Origin of the sequence: Undibacterium sp. YM2 (genome assembly GCF_009937975.1) — a bacterium.
Taxonomy (GTDB): Bacteria; Pseudomonadota; Gammaproteobacteria; order Burkholderiales; family Burkholderiaceae_D; genus Undibacterium.
Genome location: NZ_AP018441.1, coordinates 4,192,380 through 4,204,998 on the forward strand (window position 1 = coordinate 4,192,380; position 12,619 = coordinate 4,204,998).

General features: G+C 52.2%; 14 protein-coding genes and 1 pseudogene. 7 read left to right on the forward strand and 8 right to left on the reverse strand.

Translation table 11 applies throughout. The annotated features are described in order from the left end of the window. Positions 1-96: 96 nt before the first annotated feature. Both UNDYM_RS18805 and UNDYM_RS18810 read right to left on the reverse strand, forming a co-directional pair. Complete coding sequence (locus UNDYM_RS18805; RefSeq protein WP_162042405.1) at positions 97-960, reverse strand: hypothetical protein; 864 nt, start codon at positions 958-960, stop codon at positions 97-99. Further along, positions 944-1,894, reverse strand: a complete 951-nt coding sequence (locus UNDYM_RS18810) for a glycosyltransferase family 2 protein (RefSeq protein WP_162042406.1) — start codon at positions 1,892-1,894, stop codon at positions 944-946. The genes UNDYM_RS18805 and UNDYM_RS18810 overlap by 17 nt, the downstream gene beginning before the upstream one ends. A 157-nt stretch (positions 1,895-2,051) precedes the next feature. Between UNDYM_RS18810 and UNDYM_RS18815 the strand changes: the two genes are divergently transcribed. The 4 genes from UNDYM_RS18815 (at position 2,052) to UNDYM_RS18830 (ending at position 4,320) form a co-directional block, all read left to right on the forward strand. Continuing rightward, complete coding sequence (locus UNDYM_RS18815; RefSeq protein WP_162042407.1) at positions 2,052-2,912, forward strand: hypothetical protein; 861 nt, start codon at positions 2,052-2,054, stop codon at positions 2,910-2,912. Between the two features lie 67 nt (positions 2,913-2,979). Next, a complete protein-coding gene (locus UNDYM_RS18820) occupies positions 2,980-3,759 on the forward strand; it encodes a metallophosphoesterase (protein ID WP_162042408.1) in 780 nt (259 codons plus the stop codon). 13 nt (positions 3,760-3,772) lie between these two features. Further along, positions 3,773-4,060 carry a hypothetical protein gene (locus UNDYM_RS18825; RefSeq protein WP_162042409.1) on the forward strand — a complete coding sequence of 96 codons (288 nt, stop codon included), beginning with the start codon at positions 3,773-3,775 and terminating at the stop codon, positions 4,058-4,060. Positions 4,061-4,095: 35 nt separating this feature from the next. Continuing rightward, complete coding sequence (locus UNDYM_RS18830; protein ID WP_162042410.1) at positions 4,096-4,320, forward strand: DUF6434 domain-containing protein; 225 nt, start codon at positions 4,096-4,098, stop codon at positions 4,318-4,320. A gap of 87 nt (positions 4,321-4,407) precedes the next feature. Here UNDYM_RS18830 and UNDYM_RS18835 read toward each other — a convergent pair whose 3' ends face one another. Beyond that, a complete protein-coding gene (locus UNDYM_RS18835) occupies positions 4,408-5,907 on the reverse strand; it encodes a DUF4214 domain-containing protein (RefSeq protein WP_162042411.1) in 1,500 nt (499 codons plus the stop codon). A 368-nt stretch (positions 5,908-6,275) separates the two neighbouring features. Between UNDYM_RS18835 and UNDYM_RS18840 the strand changes: the two genes are divergently transcribed. Continuing rightward, positions 6,276-6,584 (forward strand): hypothetical protein, encoded by a 309-nt coding sequence (locus tag UNDYM_RS18840; protein WP_162042412.1) that lies wholly within the window; start codon positions 6,276-6,278, stop codon positions 6,582-6,584. Positions 6,585-6,618: 34 nt separating this feature from the next. On the opposite strand, the gene UNDYM_RS18845 is transcribed toward UNDYM_RS18840, so the two are convergent. The 5 genes and pseudogenes from UNDYM_RS18845 to UNDYM_RS18865 all read right to left on the reverse strand — a co-directional run bounded on the left by UNDYM_RS18845 (position 6,619) and on the right by UNDYM_RS18865 (position 10,797). Continuing rightward, complete coding sequence (locus UNDYM_RS18845) at positions 6,619-7,074, reverse strand: chromate resistance protein ChrB domain-containing protein (RefSeq protein WP_162042413.1); 456 nt, start codon at positions 7,072-7,074, stop codon at positions 6,619-6,621. Positions 7,075-7,102: 28 nt separating this feature from the next. Further along, positions 7,103-7,468 (reverse strand): rhodanese-like domain-containing protein, encoded by a 366-nt coding sequence (locus UNDYM_RS18850; protein WP_162042414.1) that lies wholly within the window; start codon positions 7,466-7,468, stop codon positions 7,103-7,105. 11 nt (positions 7,469-7,479) lie between these two features. Then, positions 7,480-8,609, reverse strand: a pseudogene (locus tag UNDYM_RS18855) (chromate transporter). Between the two features lie 99 nt (positions 8,610-8,708). Continuing rightward, the gene (locus UNDYM_RS18860; RefSeq protein ID WP_162042415.1) at positions 8,709-9,695 is read right to left on the reverse strand and encodes a chromate resistance protein ChrB domain-containing protein; all 987 of its coding nucleotides are present in this window, start codon (positions 9,693-9,695) and stop codon (positions 8,709-8,711) included. 169 nt (positions 9,696-9,864) lie between these two features. After that, a complete protein-coding gene (locus UNDYM_RS18865; protein WP_162042416.1) occupies positions 9,865-10,797 on the reverse strand; it encodes a LysR substrate-binding domain-containing protein in 933 nt (310 codons plus the stop codon). 149 nt (positions 10,798-10,946) lie between these two features. On the opposite strand from UNDYM_RS18865, the gene UNDYM_RS18870 reads away from it, so the two are divergent. Both UNDYM_RS18870 and UNDYM_RS18875 read left to right on the forward strand, forming a co-directional pair. Next, entirely contained in the window at positions 10,947-11,342 is a 396-nt protein-coding gene (locus UNDYM_RS18870; RefSeq protein WP_162042417.1) for a RidA family protein, read from the forward strand. 1 nt (position 11,343) lies between these two features. Further along, positions 11,344-12,486 carry an NADH:flavin oxidoreductase gene (locus UNDYM_RS18875; RefSeq protein WP_162042418.1) on the forward strand — a complete coding sequence of 381 codons (1,143 nt, stop codon included), beginning with the start codon at positions 11,344-11,346 and terminating at the stop codon, positions 12,484-12,486. Positions 12,487-12,619 lie beyond the last annotated feature (133 nt).

Genomic DNA, 12,619 nt, shown 5'->3' on the forward strand with positions numbered 1-12,619 from the left:
ATTCGTGTTCTTGATGACAATCATAATTTCGGGAAAGCGTGGTATTCCAGTCCCCCACCGTAAGCATTTCAGGTGCTTTTTACCAAATTCTACAATTCAGGAATACGCCCCCAGACTGTCGTCCGTACGGCAGGCCAGTTGATCTGCCGAGGCAGATGCATTCAATGCATCAGTGACGCAATTAACAGGTACACCAGGCACAGCATGTGTATCTGTATGCTGTCTGGGATCTTCATGGACACGCGTACTGGTGACGGGCTCATCATAGACATTGTGATTGATCCCCTGGCTGTAATATAGCCAGGGATAGGCGGCGCTATTGTCCTGGCTGCCGTAATTATTGTTATCGTATTCTGTCGTGCTGGTGTCGGCTGGTCCACCCACTTGCCTGGAAGCGATCTGCCTTGCCCGCTCTGCCAACTGGCGGATATAGGCCTGCACCTCCGCCGGTACGGCGTCGCCGCTGGCCTGGTATTTTTCCAGCATCTTGATGGCTGCCTGGACTTCATAGCGCAGTTTTTCCAGCCTGTGTTTTTCTTCATTGACGCTGGTAATTTGCGCATCCAGGCTACGCAAGTCTGCGCCCTGTTGCGTATCCAGGAAAAAGGCCAGGCGTATTTTGAGGGTAGTCAGCGCAGTCGCCGCACCGGCGCGACTGAAGATACCGAGTATCTTGCTGTTTTGCCTGAAGGTGTCGCGCACCATGTCATCGACAAACCCGGGGCAAGCCTGCGCCAGCGCATCAAGTGTCGCACCAGAAAAATCCGGCAGCAAACGGGCGACCTGGCTTTCCAGCCTTTGCCTTCTGCTTGCTTGCAACTGCTCCAGCGAGCTGGCCTGGCGCGCAATCTCATCCTGTACTGCCTGCTGTGAATTTTTAAGGCCCTGCAAAGCCAGTTGTATGTCTGGCAGTGAACTATCTATAGAAGTAAAGCCTGAGCTGTTATCTGACTTGCGCATGGAGTGCCTTTACAGGAGATTCGCCGTCTTCACGGCGGGATAGAAAATAATCGACAAAATACTGACGCAAACCGGGTTTGCGCATGTCCGCATGCCATTCCAGCGGTTGCCCTGCACGCACACTCAAATCTGTCCATGGATTAAAACCCAGGTCGGTAATCTCATGCATGCGCAAAAAATAGCGTCTGTGCAGGGCTTCACCATGCCACAGGTGGCGTATCTCACCACGCACCACACCCAGCCCGCCTTGTACCTGCGCATAAAAACGCTGGCCCCAGGCTTGCAGGTGGGCGATCTGGGCCTGATCATGTTTCAGGGCATTCTGTATGCAAAAGTTATAGTCGCCATAAATCGCATGCGCCATGAAATGGTCTGCGCTACCTGATATCGCCGCCTCATACAGGCCTACGCTGTCAAACAGGCTGCGTCGCATGGCCCAGCCATAGCCAGTGTGTCCATGGGTATCATATCGCCCTGCATGCAGGGTAGCAGGTTGCGCCTGCATGACGGCAGCAAAAGAGCGGACGCGGTCAGGCACAGCCCCCTCACCGCCATTCTGCTCCTGGCGCAGGCAGCTTTCCCACACTTGCGCGACCGGGTATTGCTGCAACACCGCTATCAGTTCGATTGCCCAGTTTTTATTCTCAAATACGATATCGCAATCGAGCCAGGCCACATAGCGGCAAGTGGCAGGCAACCAGGATGCCGCCAGATTCAGCAGCCTTTCCTTTTGCCACAGCAAGGTGGCTGAACGCAGTTGCAAGACATCCAGCACCGCAGGCAATTCAAAGGGCGCATCGCCAAATGCACATTCGACAGTAATACACGTCACCCCGGCCGCCCGCATGCCCCGCATGAAAACATCATAATTCTGCCTGCGCGTAGCATAGCGACAGGGGTTGAAGTATGTGGTGAGGATGACGAGTTCGGACATGATAGACAAGCCAGGATGCATGCATCGCAGGATCATAACAAGGATTTGTCTTTTGTTCATCAGCAAAAACCAGTGTTACACTCACTTTTCCTAACACTGATTACGCCGTCGCAGCCTGTCATCTGCAATAATAAAGCGCACCGCGGCACATGCATATATGAATAAAATCCCTGTATTTTATAACCCTGCCATGGTCGTTGAGATAGACCTTGAATCACCTTCCCCAAAAAAACCAAGGGAGGTTGTCACTGAATGGAAGCAAAATTACCCTATTGAAGTCATCGATTTTGTTCCTTTGAGGGAAGAGGATTTTTGCCTTGCACATACAACAGAGCATGTGCGAGGTATTATCAGCCTACGAATCGCCAATGGCATGGACACGCGGCATCAGGAAGTTGTTGATTCCTTATACTGGACGACAGCATCTTTTTACCACGCGGCAGAACATGCATTGCAATATGGTGTGGCTGTCTCACCTACTTCTGGTTTTCATCATGCTGGCCACGATTTTTCATGGGGTTTCTGCACCTTCAATGGATTACTGATTGCCGCAGTAAAGATGCTGAACAAGTCTCAGGTGAGGCGCATAGGTATTATCGACTTTGATTACCACCAAGGCGACGGCTCTGAAGACATCATCGCCAGACTGGCGTTGGGCGACCGTATTTCTCACCGTACCGGAAAGATACATTACACACGCGAAAAGCAGGCTTTTTTCCAGGAGCTGCCAGCATTGCTGGAATCATTGAAGGATGTTGACATCCTGTTTTACCAGGCAGGTGCTGACCAGCATGAAAACGATCCTCTTGGTGGTTTCCTGAATAATGCAGAAATGCGCGAACGCGATGTGCAAGTATTCCGCTTCTCCAAAGACCACGGCATTCCTATCGTCTGGAATCTGGCAGGCGGATATCAGGAAGAACGCACAGAACAAGGGCGTTGCATACAAAAAGTGCTGGACATCCATAATGCCACGATGGAGGCTTGCATGGGGATCTACCTGAATAATCCTGTCTGAATACGCTCCTGCGAATTTTTTGAAATTATTGCTACAATCAAATCCTGTTCGTTAAGTGCCATCATCCATGCGCCTACAAATCCTGTCTGACCTGCACCTTGAAGCCTGGGGTGATACCGCACCTCTTATTGACCCCGCCATCAGCCAGCCTGATGTGGTGGTGCTGGCTGGCGATATCCACAGCGGCAGCCAGGCAGTGAGCTGGGCAGCGCAACAGTTTGCTGGCATCCCTGTGCTGTATGTGCATGGCAATCATGAAGCCTATGGTAAAAATCTCGAAGACATGCAGGCTGATATTGCCCGTGCCTGTGAGGCTAGTGACAATGTGCACTTTCTTAATGCCCGTGAATACCAGATAGGTGACATACGCTTTCTGGGTGCAACGCTATGGACAGATTTTTGCCTGTTTGGCGAAGAGCAACGCCCCTACGCCATGACGGAGGCTGCCGACCTGATGCCCGATTATCAGCGCATCACCCTGGCTGAACAAGGCTACCGCAAACTGGAAACGGCGGACACAGCAATCATCCATGCACGACAAAAATCCTGGCTCAATCAACGGCTCAATACCAGCTTTGAGGGCCGCACTGTCGTTGTCAGCCACATGGCACCATCAATACAATCGGTAGCGCCGCGCTATGCGGATGATTTGCTGTCCGCCGCCTTTGCTTCTGAACTCGACATGCTGGCGCAAAAAGCTGATCTTTGGATACATGGCCACATGCATGATAGCTTTGATTATCACCTGGGGAAATGCCGCGTCATCTGCAACCCTTGCGGCTATCCCCTGCACAATGGCAGGATGGAGAATGCGCAATTTGATCAGCACCTGGTTGTGAACATATGACATGTCTGCGCAAATGAAAAAAAACAGCATTCCCCTGGTCGCCCTATTGCTTTATGTGTCAGGTCTGTGCTGTTTCATACTGCCGGTGGTTTTTCCCGCTTTGCAGATTGATGGCGGCTTTGGATATATGTTCGTGCTGTACTACCTGTGCGGCATCATTTTTTTGCTTGCAGGTTTCATTTTTCACTCCTGGGTAAAGTCGCGTAATGCCGCAGCTCATGCACGGTTACTTGAAGGTATAGAAAAGAATGTGGTTCCACACCGGCTGGGAGAAGGCCATGAGTGGAATCAACAGGATTGATGAGTATTTGAATACTACGCAGAAGGGAATAAGACATGAAAACAGACTGGCACAGCCTCGACATCTCACGCACCACTGTCGTCGATAAAGACTACAAGAACACGCAAAACGTCAGGCGCTTTTTAAGTGCTGAATGCGGTGCTGACTGCAAGCTTGACCGCAACTTCATGGCCTGGATCATCAATGGCGAACACAAGACCATGGGGGATGTGGCGGATGAATGGAAACGACTTTACGCTGGCAGCGTAAAGCCCGTTTGATCATTTTCCAGCCTGTCTTGCCGTGACAGGCGTACAAGACAGGCATACAAAACAGGCCGAAAAATCAATCATCTCAGAGCAAACAACTCAACCCAGCCACAGTTTGAATTCTATGCCGTTTTGTATCGTGCCTATGACCTGCGCCTGGTTCTCGGTACTCTCACAGAAGCTGGCGAGTGCACCGGCAGCGGTGATCTGGCCTTTGCTTAACTGGTTGTTCCAGTAATCAAAACCCGCCTGGTCTGGCGCACGGTGCAAGACGTTCTGGTAGAAATTCGTGATCAGTGTCGTGGTCGATGGGTTGGCACCATACAGCTTCTGGAATTCAGCCGACTGGAAAAAGCCTGCTGCCACCGTTGTCAGGCTGGAGCCCTTGTCCATGTCCTTGATCCAGTAACCCAGTCCTTCAAGATCAGGCTTGCGGCCAAATGCAGCCTGGTACAGGCGATATGCCTGGCCTGCCGTGCCATTGATGTCGAGCGCTATGCTCTTGTCAGAAAACTGCAGGCGTTCGACATTGAACAGGCTGTCGATATCACCATTCGATTTGACGCGCAGCTGAAAAGCCGAACCAACCGGGGTAATTGCAAAATTGCTGGCATTGCCAGCCATGATGACGGTGTCCATGCCGGTGCCGCCATCGATATTATGGTTGCCTGTGCCAACATTGATGGCATCATTACCGCTGCCAGCATTGACGTGCAAACGGCCACCGCCACCATTAATGGTGATCAGGTCGGCACCTGCACCTGAGGCGATCAGGTAATCCGAATACATGACGCCAGGCAAATCGACACTGATGACATCTGCACCGGCAAACGAAGACTCATCAGCCAGCAGTTTTTCATCGATCTGCTGATTGGCGGACAAAGACACGGAAACGCCAGTGATGCGGTTGTAGCTGCCGTCATAGTATTCAGTGACTGAAGAACTCATCACACCGCTGACGCTGGACTTGCTCAAGCCCTGTGCCACGGTGTTGCTGTTGGATGAAAGATTGAAATTGCCTTCCACAATAGTCGATGCGACGTACTTGTCGGCAGTTGCCGTCACCTTGCTGATGCTACCTACATTATTACCATTGATGTCGCCACGGATAGCGCCCTTGACGGTGATATAGACATTCCCTGTCACCGGATCATAGCTGGGACTATAGGCGGGCAATAAGGTAGAAAACGACAAATCATTCAGCAGAACGCTGGTCGGTGTAATGGAGACAGAATTGGCACCATTGATCGTGGTATTGGCGTAGTTGAAATTGAACTGACCACCTTCAACAATCGACATTACCCCGCTGTAATACAAGCTCAACTTTGTCGCCGAGGCCTTGCCTGCTGCGGCATAGGGGTCTTCGAGCACCAGTCCTGTATAAGTCATGCTGGCACCGTCAGGGAAGGAAAATCTCGCCTGATTGCCACCAAAATCGAGTGCAGAATAATACGCATGATCCCTGGCCCAAAGCGCACCCAGTTTAGGGAAAACATCAAACAAAGTCCCCAGGCTGCCATTGGTAGGAGGCGATTTGATCAATTGCTGATAATTAGCGTTAACAATGTTTTGGGACAGCTTTATATTGATGTTTGCCATGAATAAACTTTATCTGAATAAGGGAACTGGGTAACAGCCTCAAACTGCGGCACGAATATCGCAACCAGGCAGATGAAACGGATGTCTTGCTTGAATGCATCAATGAAATGCAAAGAATTTCACGGCAATTGTAACATTTTGTCTCAATTTAAATATGACAATGCTATTTTCTTAATCTTGTTCATGGACAATACCCCTACCCCACGCAGGGCATATATTTTTCTTATGACTGTCACATGGATATTCATAGCAAAATTAATTGCAATTTAAATAATGATCATTTATATTTTCAGAATAACAATTTAGAAAATATATTTTCAATCTTCATTTGGTCTTGAAGCCCTGACTGACAATTTCCTGGAGTAGGCATGAAACAACTGCGCATACTGTCGATCATACTGGTGATATTCAACCTGTCTGCCTGCGATAGAGGCTGGTCCAGCCAGCGCTATGAGCTGGTGGCGGCATCCGACGGCAAGGTCTATAGAATAGACTCGCAATCCGGCACCGTTCACTATGTCACGTCCGAGAAAATGCAGGCCCTCAACGACGGCCTGCCGACTTTGCATGTCGGTGAGTATTACCAGATGGCCGATGCCGATGGCAACAGCAAATACCTGAAGTATCTGGGTAACGGACAATTTGAAAAAAGCCCGGCGTCCAGCCAGGTAAAGTGATTGCCAGCAAAGGCAGCCGCAGCCGCCTTATGCTTCAGTTCATTAGCGGTGGCCATTGATGCGCTTCTGCCTGACAGTGCTGGCACCACGCATACAGCGCGTCATACATGACCATGCCATGCCTTAGCATGATGTGGTCATCTGCAAAGGTTTTTGACAAGCCCAGCGACAAGGCATACAGGCCTGCCGATTGCGCCGTCAAATCCAGCTTGCCTGTGTCTGCGCCACGGACGATGGTTGCCAGGGTTTGCAAGGCAGGCTCAGCCAGTGCATATTTCTTCAGGAAAGCATCAAAACTGCACAAGTCACCGACATGGCTCAATTCCACGCCAGGAATGTCATACGGTATGGCAGCGGTCTCTCTGGCGATGCGCAAGACGTCGGAATTAGGCACATATAAGAATTCTGCTTCACTGTCGATGAAATTCACGATCAGCCAGGGGCAGGCAATGCGGTCTATCTTGGGTCGTTCACGGGTAATCCATTGCATGATTGTTCTCCCACGATGATGACAGGACTTAGCCTGCCCTTCTGGCCAGCATGCCGCCAGCCTGTTTGTAGGCTTCCAGCCCACCTTCGAGGTATCGTGCTGCGATACCCGCTTCATTAAGAGCGCTGGCGCAATTAATACCGACTTCATGTCCCTTGATGCAATACACAACGACATTCTGTTGTTGTGTCAGCGCCGGCGCCCAGTTAGTCACCTGCTCAGGGTCCAGCCAGACTGCCCCGACAACCTGCAAGCTGTCAGCTTCAAAGGCCGGACGCCTGCGTACATCAATCACGGCTGGCGGGTTGGCACTGCTTAATTCACGCATGAATTCTGCAACACTGACGATTTGCTTTGTTTGTTCTGTTTGCTCAGTTTGATTCATATGTTCCATTTGAGACTCCTCTAAGGGTGAAGCAGTGGGTAAATGAGCAGACCCAGAACCGCTGCGGCAGCAACGATGACGGGTTCCTGTAACTTCTTGAACTTCCACAACAGGAAGATACTGACCAGGGCAATCACTGCCGTCGGTACATCCAGTATTGAGCGCCTGGCAATGACCAGCACAGAACCGGCAATCGCGCCTATCGCTGCCGCCGTGATGCCATCGACAAAAGCAATCACACCGGGCAATTTTCCATATTTTTTAAAGTAAGGTGCCGGGATGACAGTGAACAGATAGCAGGGCAAAAAGGTAGCCAGCGCAGCCACTGTTGCCCCCGGCAAGCCCGCCACCAGATAGCCGATAAAACCCACCGTGATGACTACCGGCCCAGGCGTGATCATGGCAACTGCCACGGCATCGACAAACTGCTTGTCCGTCAGCCAGTGATGTTCAGTCACGACACCGCCATACAGGAAAGGAACAATCGCCAGGCCAGAACCAAATACAAAGGCCCCGGCCTTGGCAAAGAAGATGGCGATCTGTGTTAACAGCGAGGCGTCCTGCGTAGCCAGCATGCTGCCTATAACGGGCAATTGCAGCAGCGTCAGGCCTGGCAGTTTGCTGCCACCCAGCCATGCTGGTGGTGCACGCAACAGCCAGACCAGTACGCCAGCCGCGATAAACAGCCAGGCAATTTCTGTCTCGGTGATAAAGGTCAGTGCTGCCAGCAAAAGATAAATAGCCCATAGCAGCTTGTCCTTGCCTATACTTTTTTGCGTGAGCTTCTTGGTGCTCATGACGATGATGCCAACCACCGCAGCACCGACACCATAAAACACAGCCTGCATCCAGGCCAGGCCGCCATAACTGACATAAGCCCAGCCCAGCAACACCACCATCATGAAGGAGGGCAGCACAAAGGCAATGCCAGCCAGCGTCGCGCCCAGATGCGGTAATGCACATAGCCCATATAGATGCCAAGCTGAGCCGCCAGCGGTCCCGGGGCCAGTTGCGCCAGTGCCAGGCCTTCCTTGTAGTCTGCTGGCGAAATCCAGCCGCGCTGCTCAACCAGGTCACGTTGCATATAGCCGACCAGCGCCACCGGCCCACCAAAGCCCAGTGCCCCCAGACGCAGCATGTAGAGCACCATTTGCCACAGCGTATAAGCGGGGGCGGAATCTGGTACATCTGGTACATCTGGCACAGTTTGATTTGAATCAGGCAGGCTCTGGCTCATCGCAGTGACCTCTTATGTTGTACTTGGCTGCACTACAGAAAAATGCTGGTAAAGCGCATCCAGTACCACGCTTATTTTGTCCAGCAAGTCATCATCGTCACGGGCGTTTTTCCGTGCACCAGCCAGCATGGCTTCAAAACCACTGGCCTCAGGCACATAGCCATTGCCAATATCGAGTACATGCACCATGGCCCCCAATCTTTGCAAGCCACGGTCAGCTTCCAGACCAAAACTGGCCAGCAAGACCTCAAAGCTGACACGGTCACCGACATGGGTAAACGCTGCGCCCTCAAAGTCAAAACCCAGCGCACCTGGTGGGCAATCCTTGACCGACTCCAACCAGACAAAGCGCGCCTGCCTGTCGATGAAGCGGCGTATCAGCCAGGCGCAAGCCACCCTGTCCACCCACAGGTGCTGGCGGGTAGCCCAGCTGCGTCCCTGATAATCTTCGATGACCAGCGTCTTGATCGCCGCCTGCACTGCCTGCGGCTCACCGACCGATAGCAGGCCCTCTGCCGCCTGCATGAAATCCATCCAGGCAGCTTCGACCGTATTGCTGCCATCACCGGGGAAGTAATCTATGCTTTTGAAAGCTTCATATTCACGCCGCATCTTGCGCAAAAGCTTGGTAATTTCCTGTGGTTTCAAATTGCCCAGGCCGGGACGTGCATCCGCCAGAGTCTGCAGCCAGGTGGCATATTCACCACTGCGGTCAAACAAGGCCTGGAAGGCCAGATTCTCGTCTTCGGTCTGAGCCCAGACATGCAATAGCCAGGCACTGCCACCTTCACGCAAGGTTTCTTCCGACAAATCCTGCAGTGCCTGTTGCTGCACCTCACCAAAAGGTAAAAGATAAGCCCCATCGCGCAAGGAGCCACAACCCAGGGCCTTGAGATTGCGCCAGATACGCATGCGCCCCGTTGCACTATTCGTGGGCAAGCTCAGCACCAGCAATAGCCAGCGGGCAGTTGGATCAGCATTGATAGTTTGCGTTTTCATGAAACACATACTACACAATAATATGAGTTATTACAAATTTTGTAGATATAACTACTTATTTAATTATTCCTGGATGATCAAAGCATATTGTTAGGAGAACTCATAGTATAAAAAAACAATAGGCCAGGTTTTCCACCGCTGCTTTGTGACTCCAAAGACGTAACTCACCTTATGGATGGGCAGAATTATCGTCTTCGTCGGGTAGCCTGGAAGCCATTTTCGATACGTGTAACTGGCTGCGTAGCCATGCTAATGCAGATTCAACATGCGGCCCGGGGATATGACCCGCGCTACGAACGAGATGATAGGTATGCCCGGGTATGACTGGGCCAAATGCTTGCACCAGACGCCCGGCCGCGATGTCGTCAGCCAACAGATCAAGGCTCAATAAGGCGATACCCTGACCAGCCAGTGCAGCCTGGATTGCATGGCCCTCGTCCGAAAAAACAAGCTGGCCGCGACGTGCCTTCCAGGGCAGGCCTGCTGCAGCAAACCAGTTCTTCCAGGTAGGGTTAAGTGGATGATCGTGGGTCCATTTGAAATCAATCAGCGGTAGCTGGTTCAGGTCTGCCTGCCTTATTGGTCCAAGCAAGGGGCTGCAAACCGGGGCGAAACTATCGGTCAACAGCGGCTCAGCGACCATGCCTGGATATGGCCCCCGCCCATAGCGTATCGCTATATCGGCAAGCTCCGTTCCAAGGTCGATTGCCTGGTCGGACGCGTGCAGCTCAAGGTCTATTTCCGGATACAGCTTTTGGAAACCCGTCACCCGCGGCGCTAACCAGTGCGCCATGAATGCATTAGTCGTAGAAATGATGACGCGGCGGCGCGTCTGCGGCTTCCCCAGGTGCTGCAGAGTCATCTCGAAAGCATTGAAACCATCACGCAGCACTGGATACAACTCCAAGCCAGCATCCGTCAAGACCACTTTGCGTACCTGCCGGTCGAACAGGCACAGACCAGTGTACTCCTCAAGAAGTCGAATCTGATGGCTGATTGCAGTCGCTGTAACAGCCAATTCATTGGCAGCCAGCTTGAAGCTGCCGTGGCGGGCTGCCGCTTCAAACGCCCGAAGTGCTGAGAGAGATGGGAGTCGCCGCATTGTGACTATAGAAATAAATAACAGATGAGAATAACTCATGTTATGACTGACAACATAGCGTTTGTCAATGCAAAGGCGCAGGTCTATCTTCTCGCTGCGGCCCTGACAAGCCGGAAATTTTTTCACTAACTCCATGAAAGGAGCACATCATGCTCGAACGCGTCATGACCCAACCCGACAACTACGAACCCTACCTGATTTCTCAGGCGATCAAATTTGGCAACCTGCTCTTCGTCTCTGGCCAGGCTGGTGCGGCCGATGATGGCAAGATCGTCGCTGGCGGTTTTCGTGCCCAGGGCGAGCAGGCGTTCGTCAATCTCAGGCGCGCGCTGGAAGCTGGTGGTTCTGGCCTGACAGACGTCATCAAGGTCACCATCTTCGTAACTGATATGGGTAACTTCAAAGATGTCGTGGAACTGCGTCGTCAATTTTTCACAGCCCCCTATTCCGCAGATACCATCGCTGAAATAAAGGCCCTGTACGATCCCGCGGCCATGATAGAGATTGAGGCCATCGCCGCGATACGTCCTCATGCAGGGAGCTGATATGAATGCCACCACGACACCTGATACTCATCAGCACGACTGTCTTTTCCAGCCGTTTTCCATAGGCCGCATGACGCTTAAAAATCGCCTGGCAGTAGCACCCATGACGCGCATCAGCGCAAGCGATGACGGCTGCGCGACTGAGCAGATGGCAAGCTATTACAGCGCCTTCGCGAAGGGAGGTTTTGGGCTGCTCATCACTGAGGGTATTTATACGGACAAGGCTCACTCGCAAGGCTACTGGAATCAGCCAGGGCTGTCTGACCATCAGCAGCGCGATGCCTGGGCCAAAGTAGTTGAAGCTGTCAATCAAGATGGGGGGCGCATGGTTGCACAGTTGATGCATGCGGGCGCACTCTCACAGGGCAACCCTTACCGCAGCGATACCTTGGGCCCGTCTGCGGTGAGGCCCAAAGGGCAGCAGATGACGTTCTACCGGGGCAAGGGCGAGTACCCAATACCACGTGCAATGGCTGACCACGAAATCACGGAAGCGATCAATGGTTTCGCCACTGCGGCGGTGTGCGCAAAACAAGCTGGCTTCCACGGTGTAGAAATCCACGGGGCAAACGGATACCTGCTTGACCAATTCCTTAGCGAAGGCACAAACCTGCGCAACGACCGCTATGGTGGAGACGTAGCGCGCCGCCTGCGCCTGATCGTTGAGGTCGTGCAGGCAGTTCGTACGGCTGTTGGTCCTGAGTTCACGCTAGGCCTGCGCATATCCCAGGGCAAGGTCAACGATTTCACACACAAGTGGCGCAATGCAGAAACCGATGCTGCACTCATCTTCAGTGCACTGGCCGATCTGCCAATTGATTATGTCCACACGACTGAATTTGAAGCATGGCAAAGTGCCTTCGGGAACGGCCCCAGTCTGGCCGCACTTGCCAGACAATATGCAGGCTTACCCGTGATCGCCAATGGATCACTGCATGATCCCACGCGCGCGGCCGATTTGATTGTAAGCGGTCAGGCTGATGTAGTGTCGCTTGGACGTGGTGCGTTGACCCATGCTGACTGGCCAACGCGTGTACATAACGGCGCATCATTCGATGAATTCGACCCTGGGATATTGTCGCCGATAGCCAACCTGGCGAATGAACATCGACATCGTAAGGAACGCGCGTGCACCTTGCATTAATTTGCACAATACCTCGTTACTCAAACGAGCTTAAAATACCTGCAATACCTGTTTCGTTTGAGATTTATTTCAGTTAAAAGCACAGTGGGTCAGAATGCTCTTTTTTAACTCTGATCCACTTTTCTGTGAAGGT

Excerpts from the sequence above, each read along its gene's own strand:
- UNDYM_RS18815 (WP_162042407.1), top strand. The coding sequence starts at position 2,052 with ATGAATAAAATCCCTGTATTTTATAACCCTGCCATGGTCGTTGAGATA.
- UNDYM_RS18810 (WP_162042406.1), bottom strand. The coding sequence starts at position 1,894 with ATGTCCGAACTCGTCATCCTCACCACATACTTCAACCCCTGTCGCTAT.
- UNDYM_RS18830 (WP_162042410.1), top strand. The coding sequence starts at position 4,096 with ATGAAAACAGACTGGCACAGCCTCGACATCTCACGCACCACTGTCGTC.
- UNDYM_RS18825 (WP_162042409.1), top strand. The coding sequence starts at position 3,773 with ATGAAAAAAAACAGCATTCCCCTGGTCGCCCTATTGCTTTATGTGTCA.
- UNDYM_RS18805 (WP_162042405.1), bottom strand. The coding sequence starts at position 960 with ATGCGCAAGTCAGATAACAGCTCAGGCTTTACTTCTATAGATAGTTCA.
- UNDYM_RS18835 (WP_162042411.1), bottom strand. The coding sequence starts at position 5,907 with ATGGCAAACATCAATATAAAGCTGTCCCAAAACATTGTTAACGCTAAT.
- UNDYM_RS18875 (WP_162042418.1), top strand. The coding sequence starts at position 11,344 with ATGAATGCCACCACGACACCTGATACTCATCAGCACGACTGTCTTTTC.
- UNDYM_RS18870 (WP_162042417.1), top strand. The coding sequence starts at position 10,947 with ATGCTCGAACGCGTCATGACCCAACCCGACAACTACGAACCCTACCTG.
- UNDYM_RS18865 (WP_162042416.1), bottom strand. The coding sequence starts at position 10,797 with ATGCGGCGACTCCCATCTCTCTCAGCACTTCGGGCGTTTGAAGCGGCA.
- UNDYM_RS18820 (WP_162042408.1), top strand. The coding sequence starts at position 2,980 with ATGCGCCTACAAATCCTGTCTGACCTGCACCTTGAAGCCTGGGGTGAT.
- UNDYM_RS18840 (WP_162042412.1), top strand. The coding sequence starts at position 6,276 with ATGAAACAACTGCGCATACTGTCGATCATACTGGTGATATTCAACCTG.
- UNDYM_RS18850 (WP_162042414.1), bottom strand. The coding sequence starts at position 7,468 with ATGGAACATATGAATCAAACTGAGCAAACAGAACAAACAAAGCAAATC.
- UNDYM_RS18860 (WP_162042415.1), bottom strand. The coding sequence starts at position 9,695 with ATGAAAACGCAAACTATCAATGCTGATCCAACTGCCCGCTGGCTATTG.
- UNDYM_RS18845 (WP_162042413.1), bottom strand. The coding sequence starts at position 7,074 with ATGCAATGGATTACCCGTGAACGACCCAAGATAGACCGCATTGCCTGC.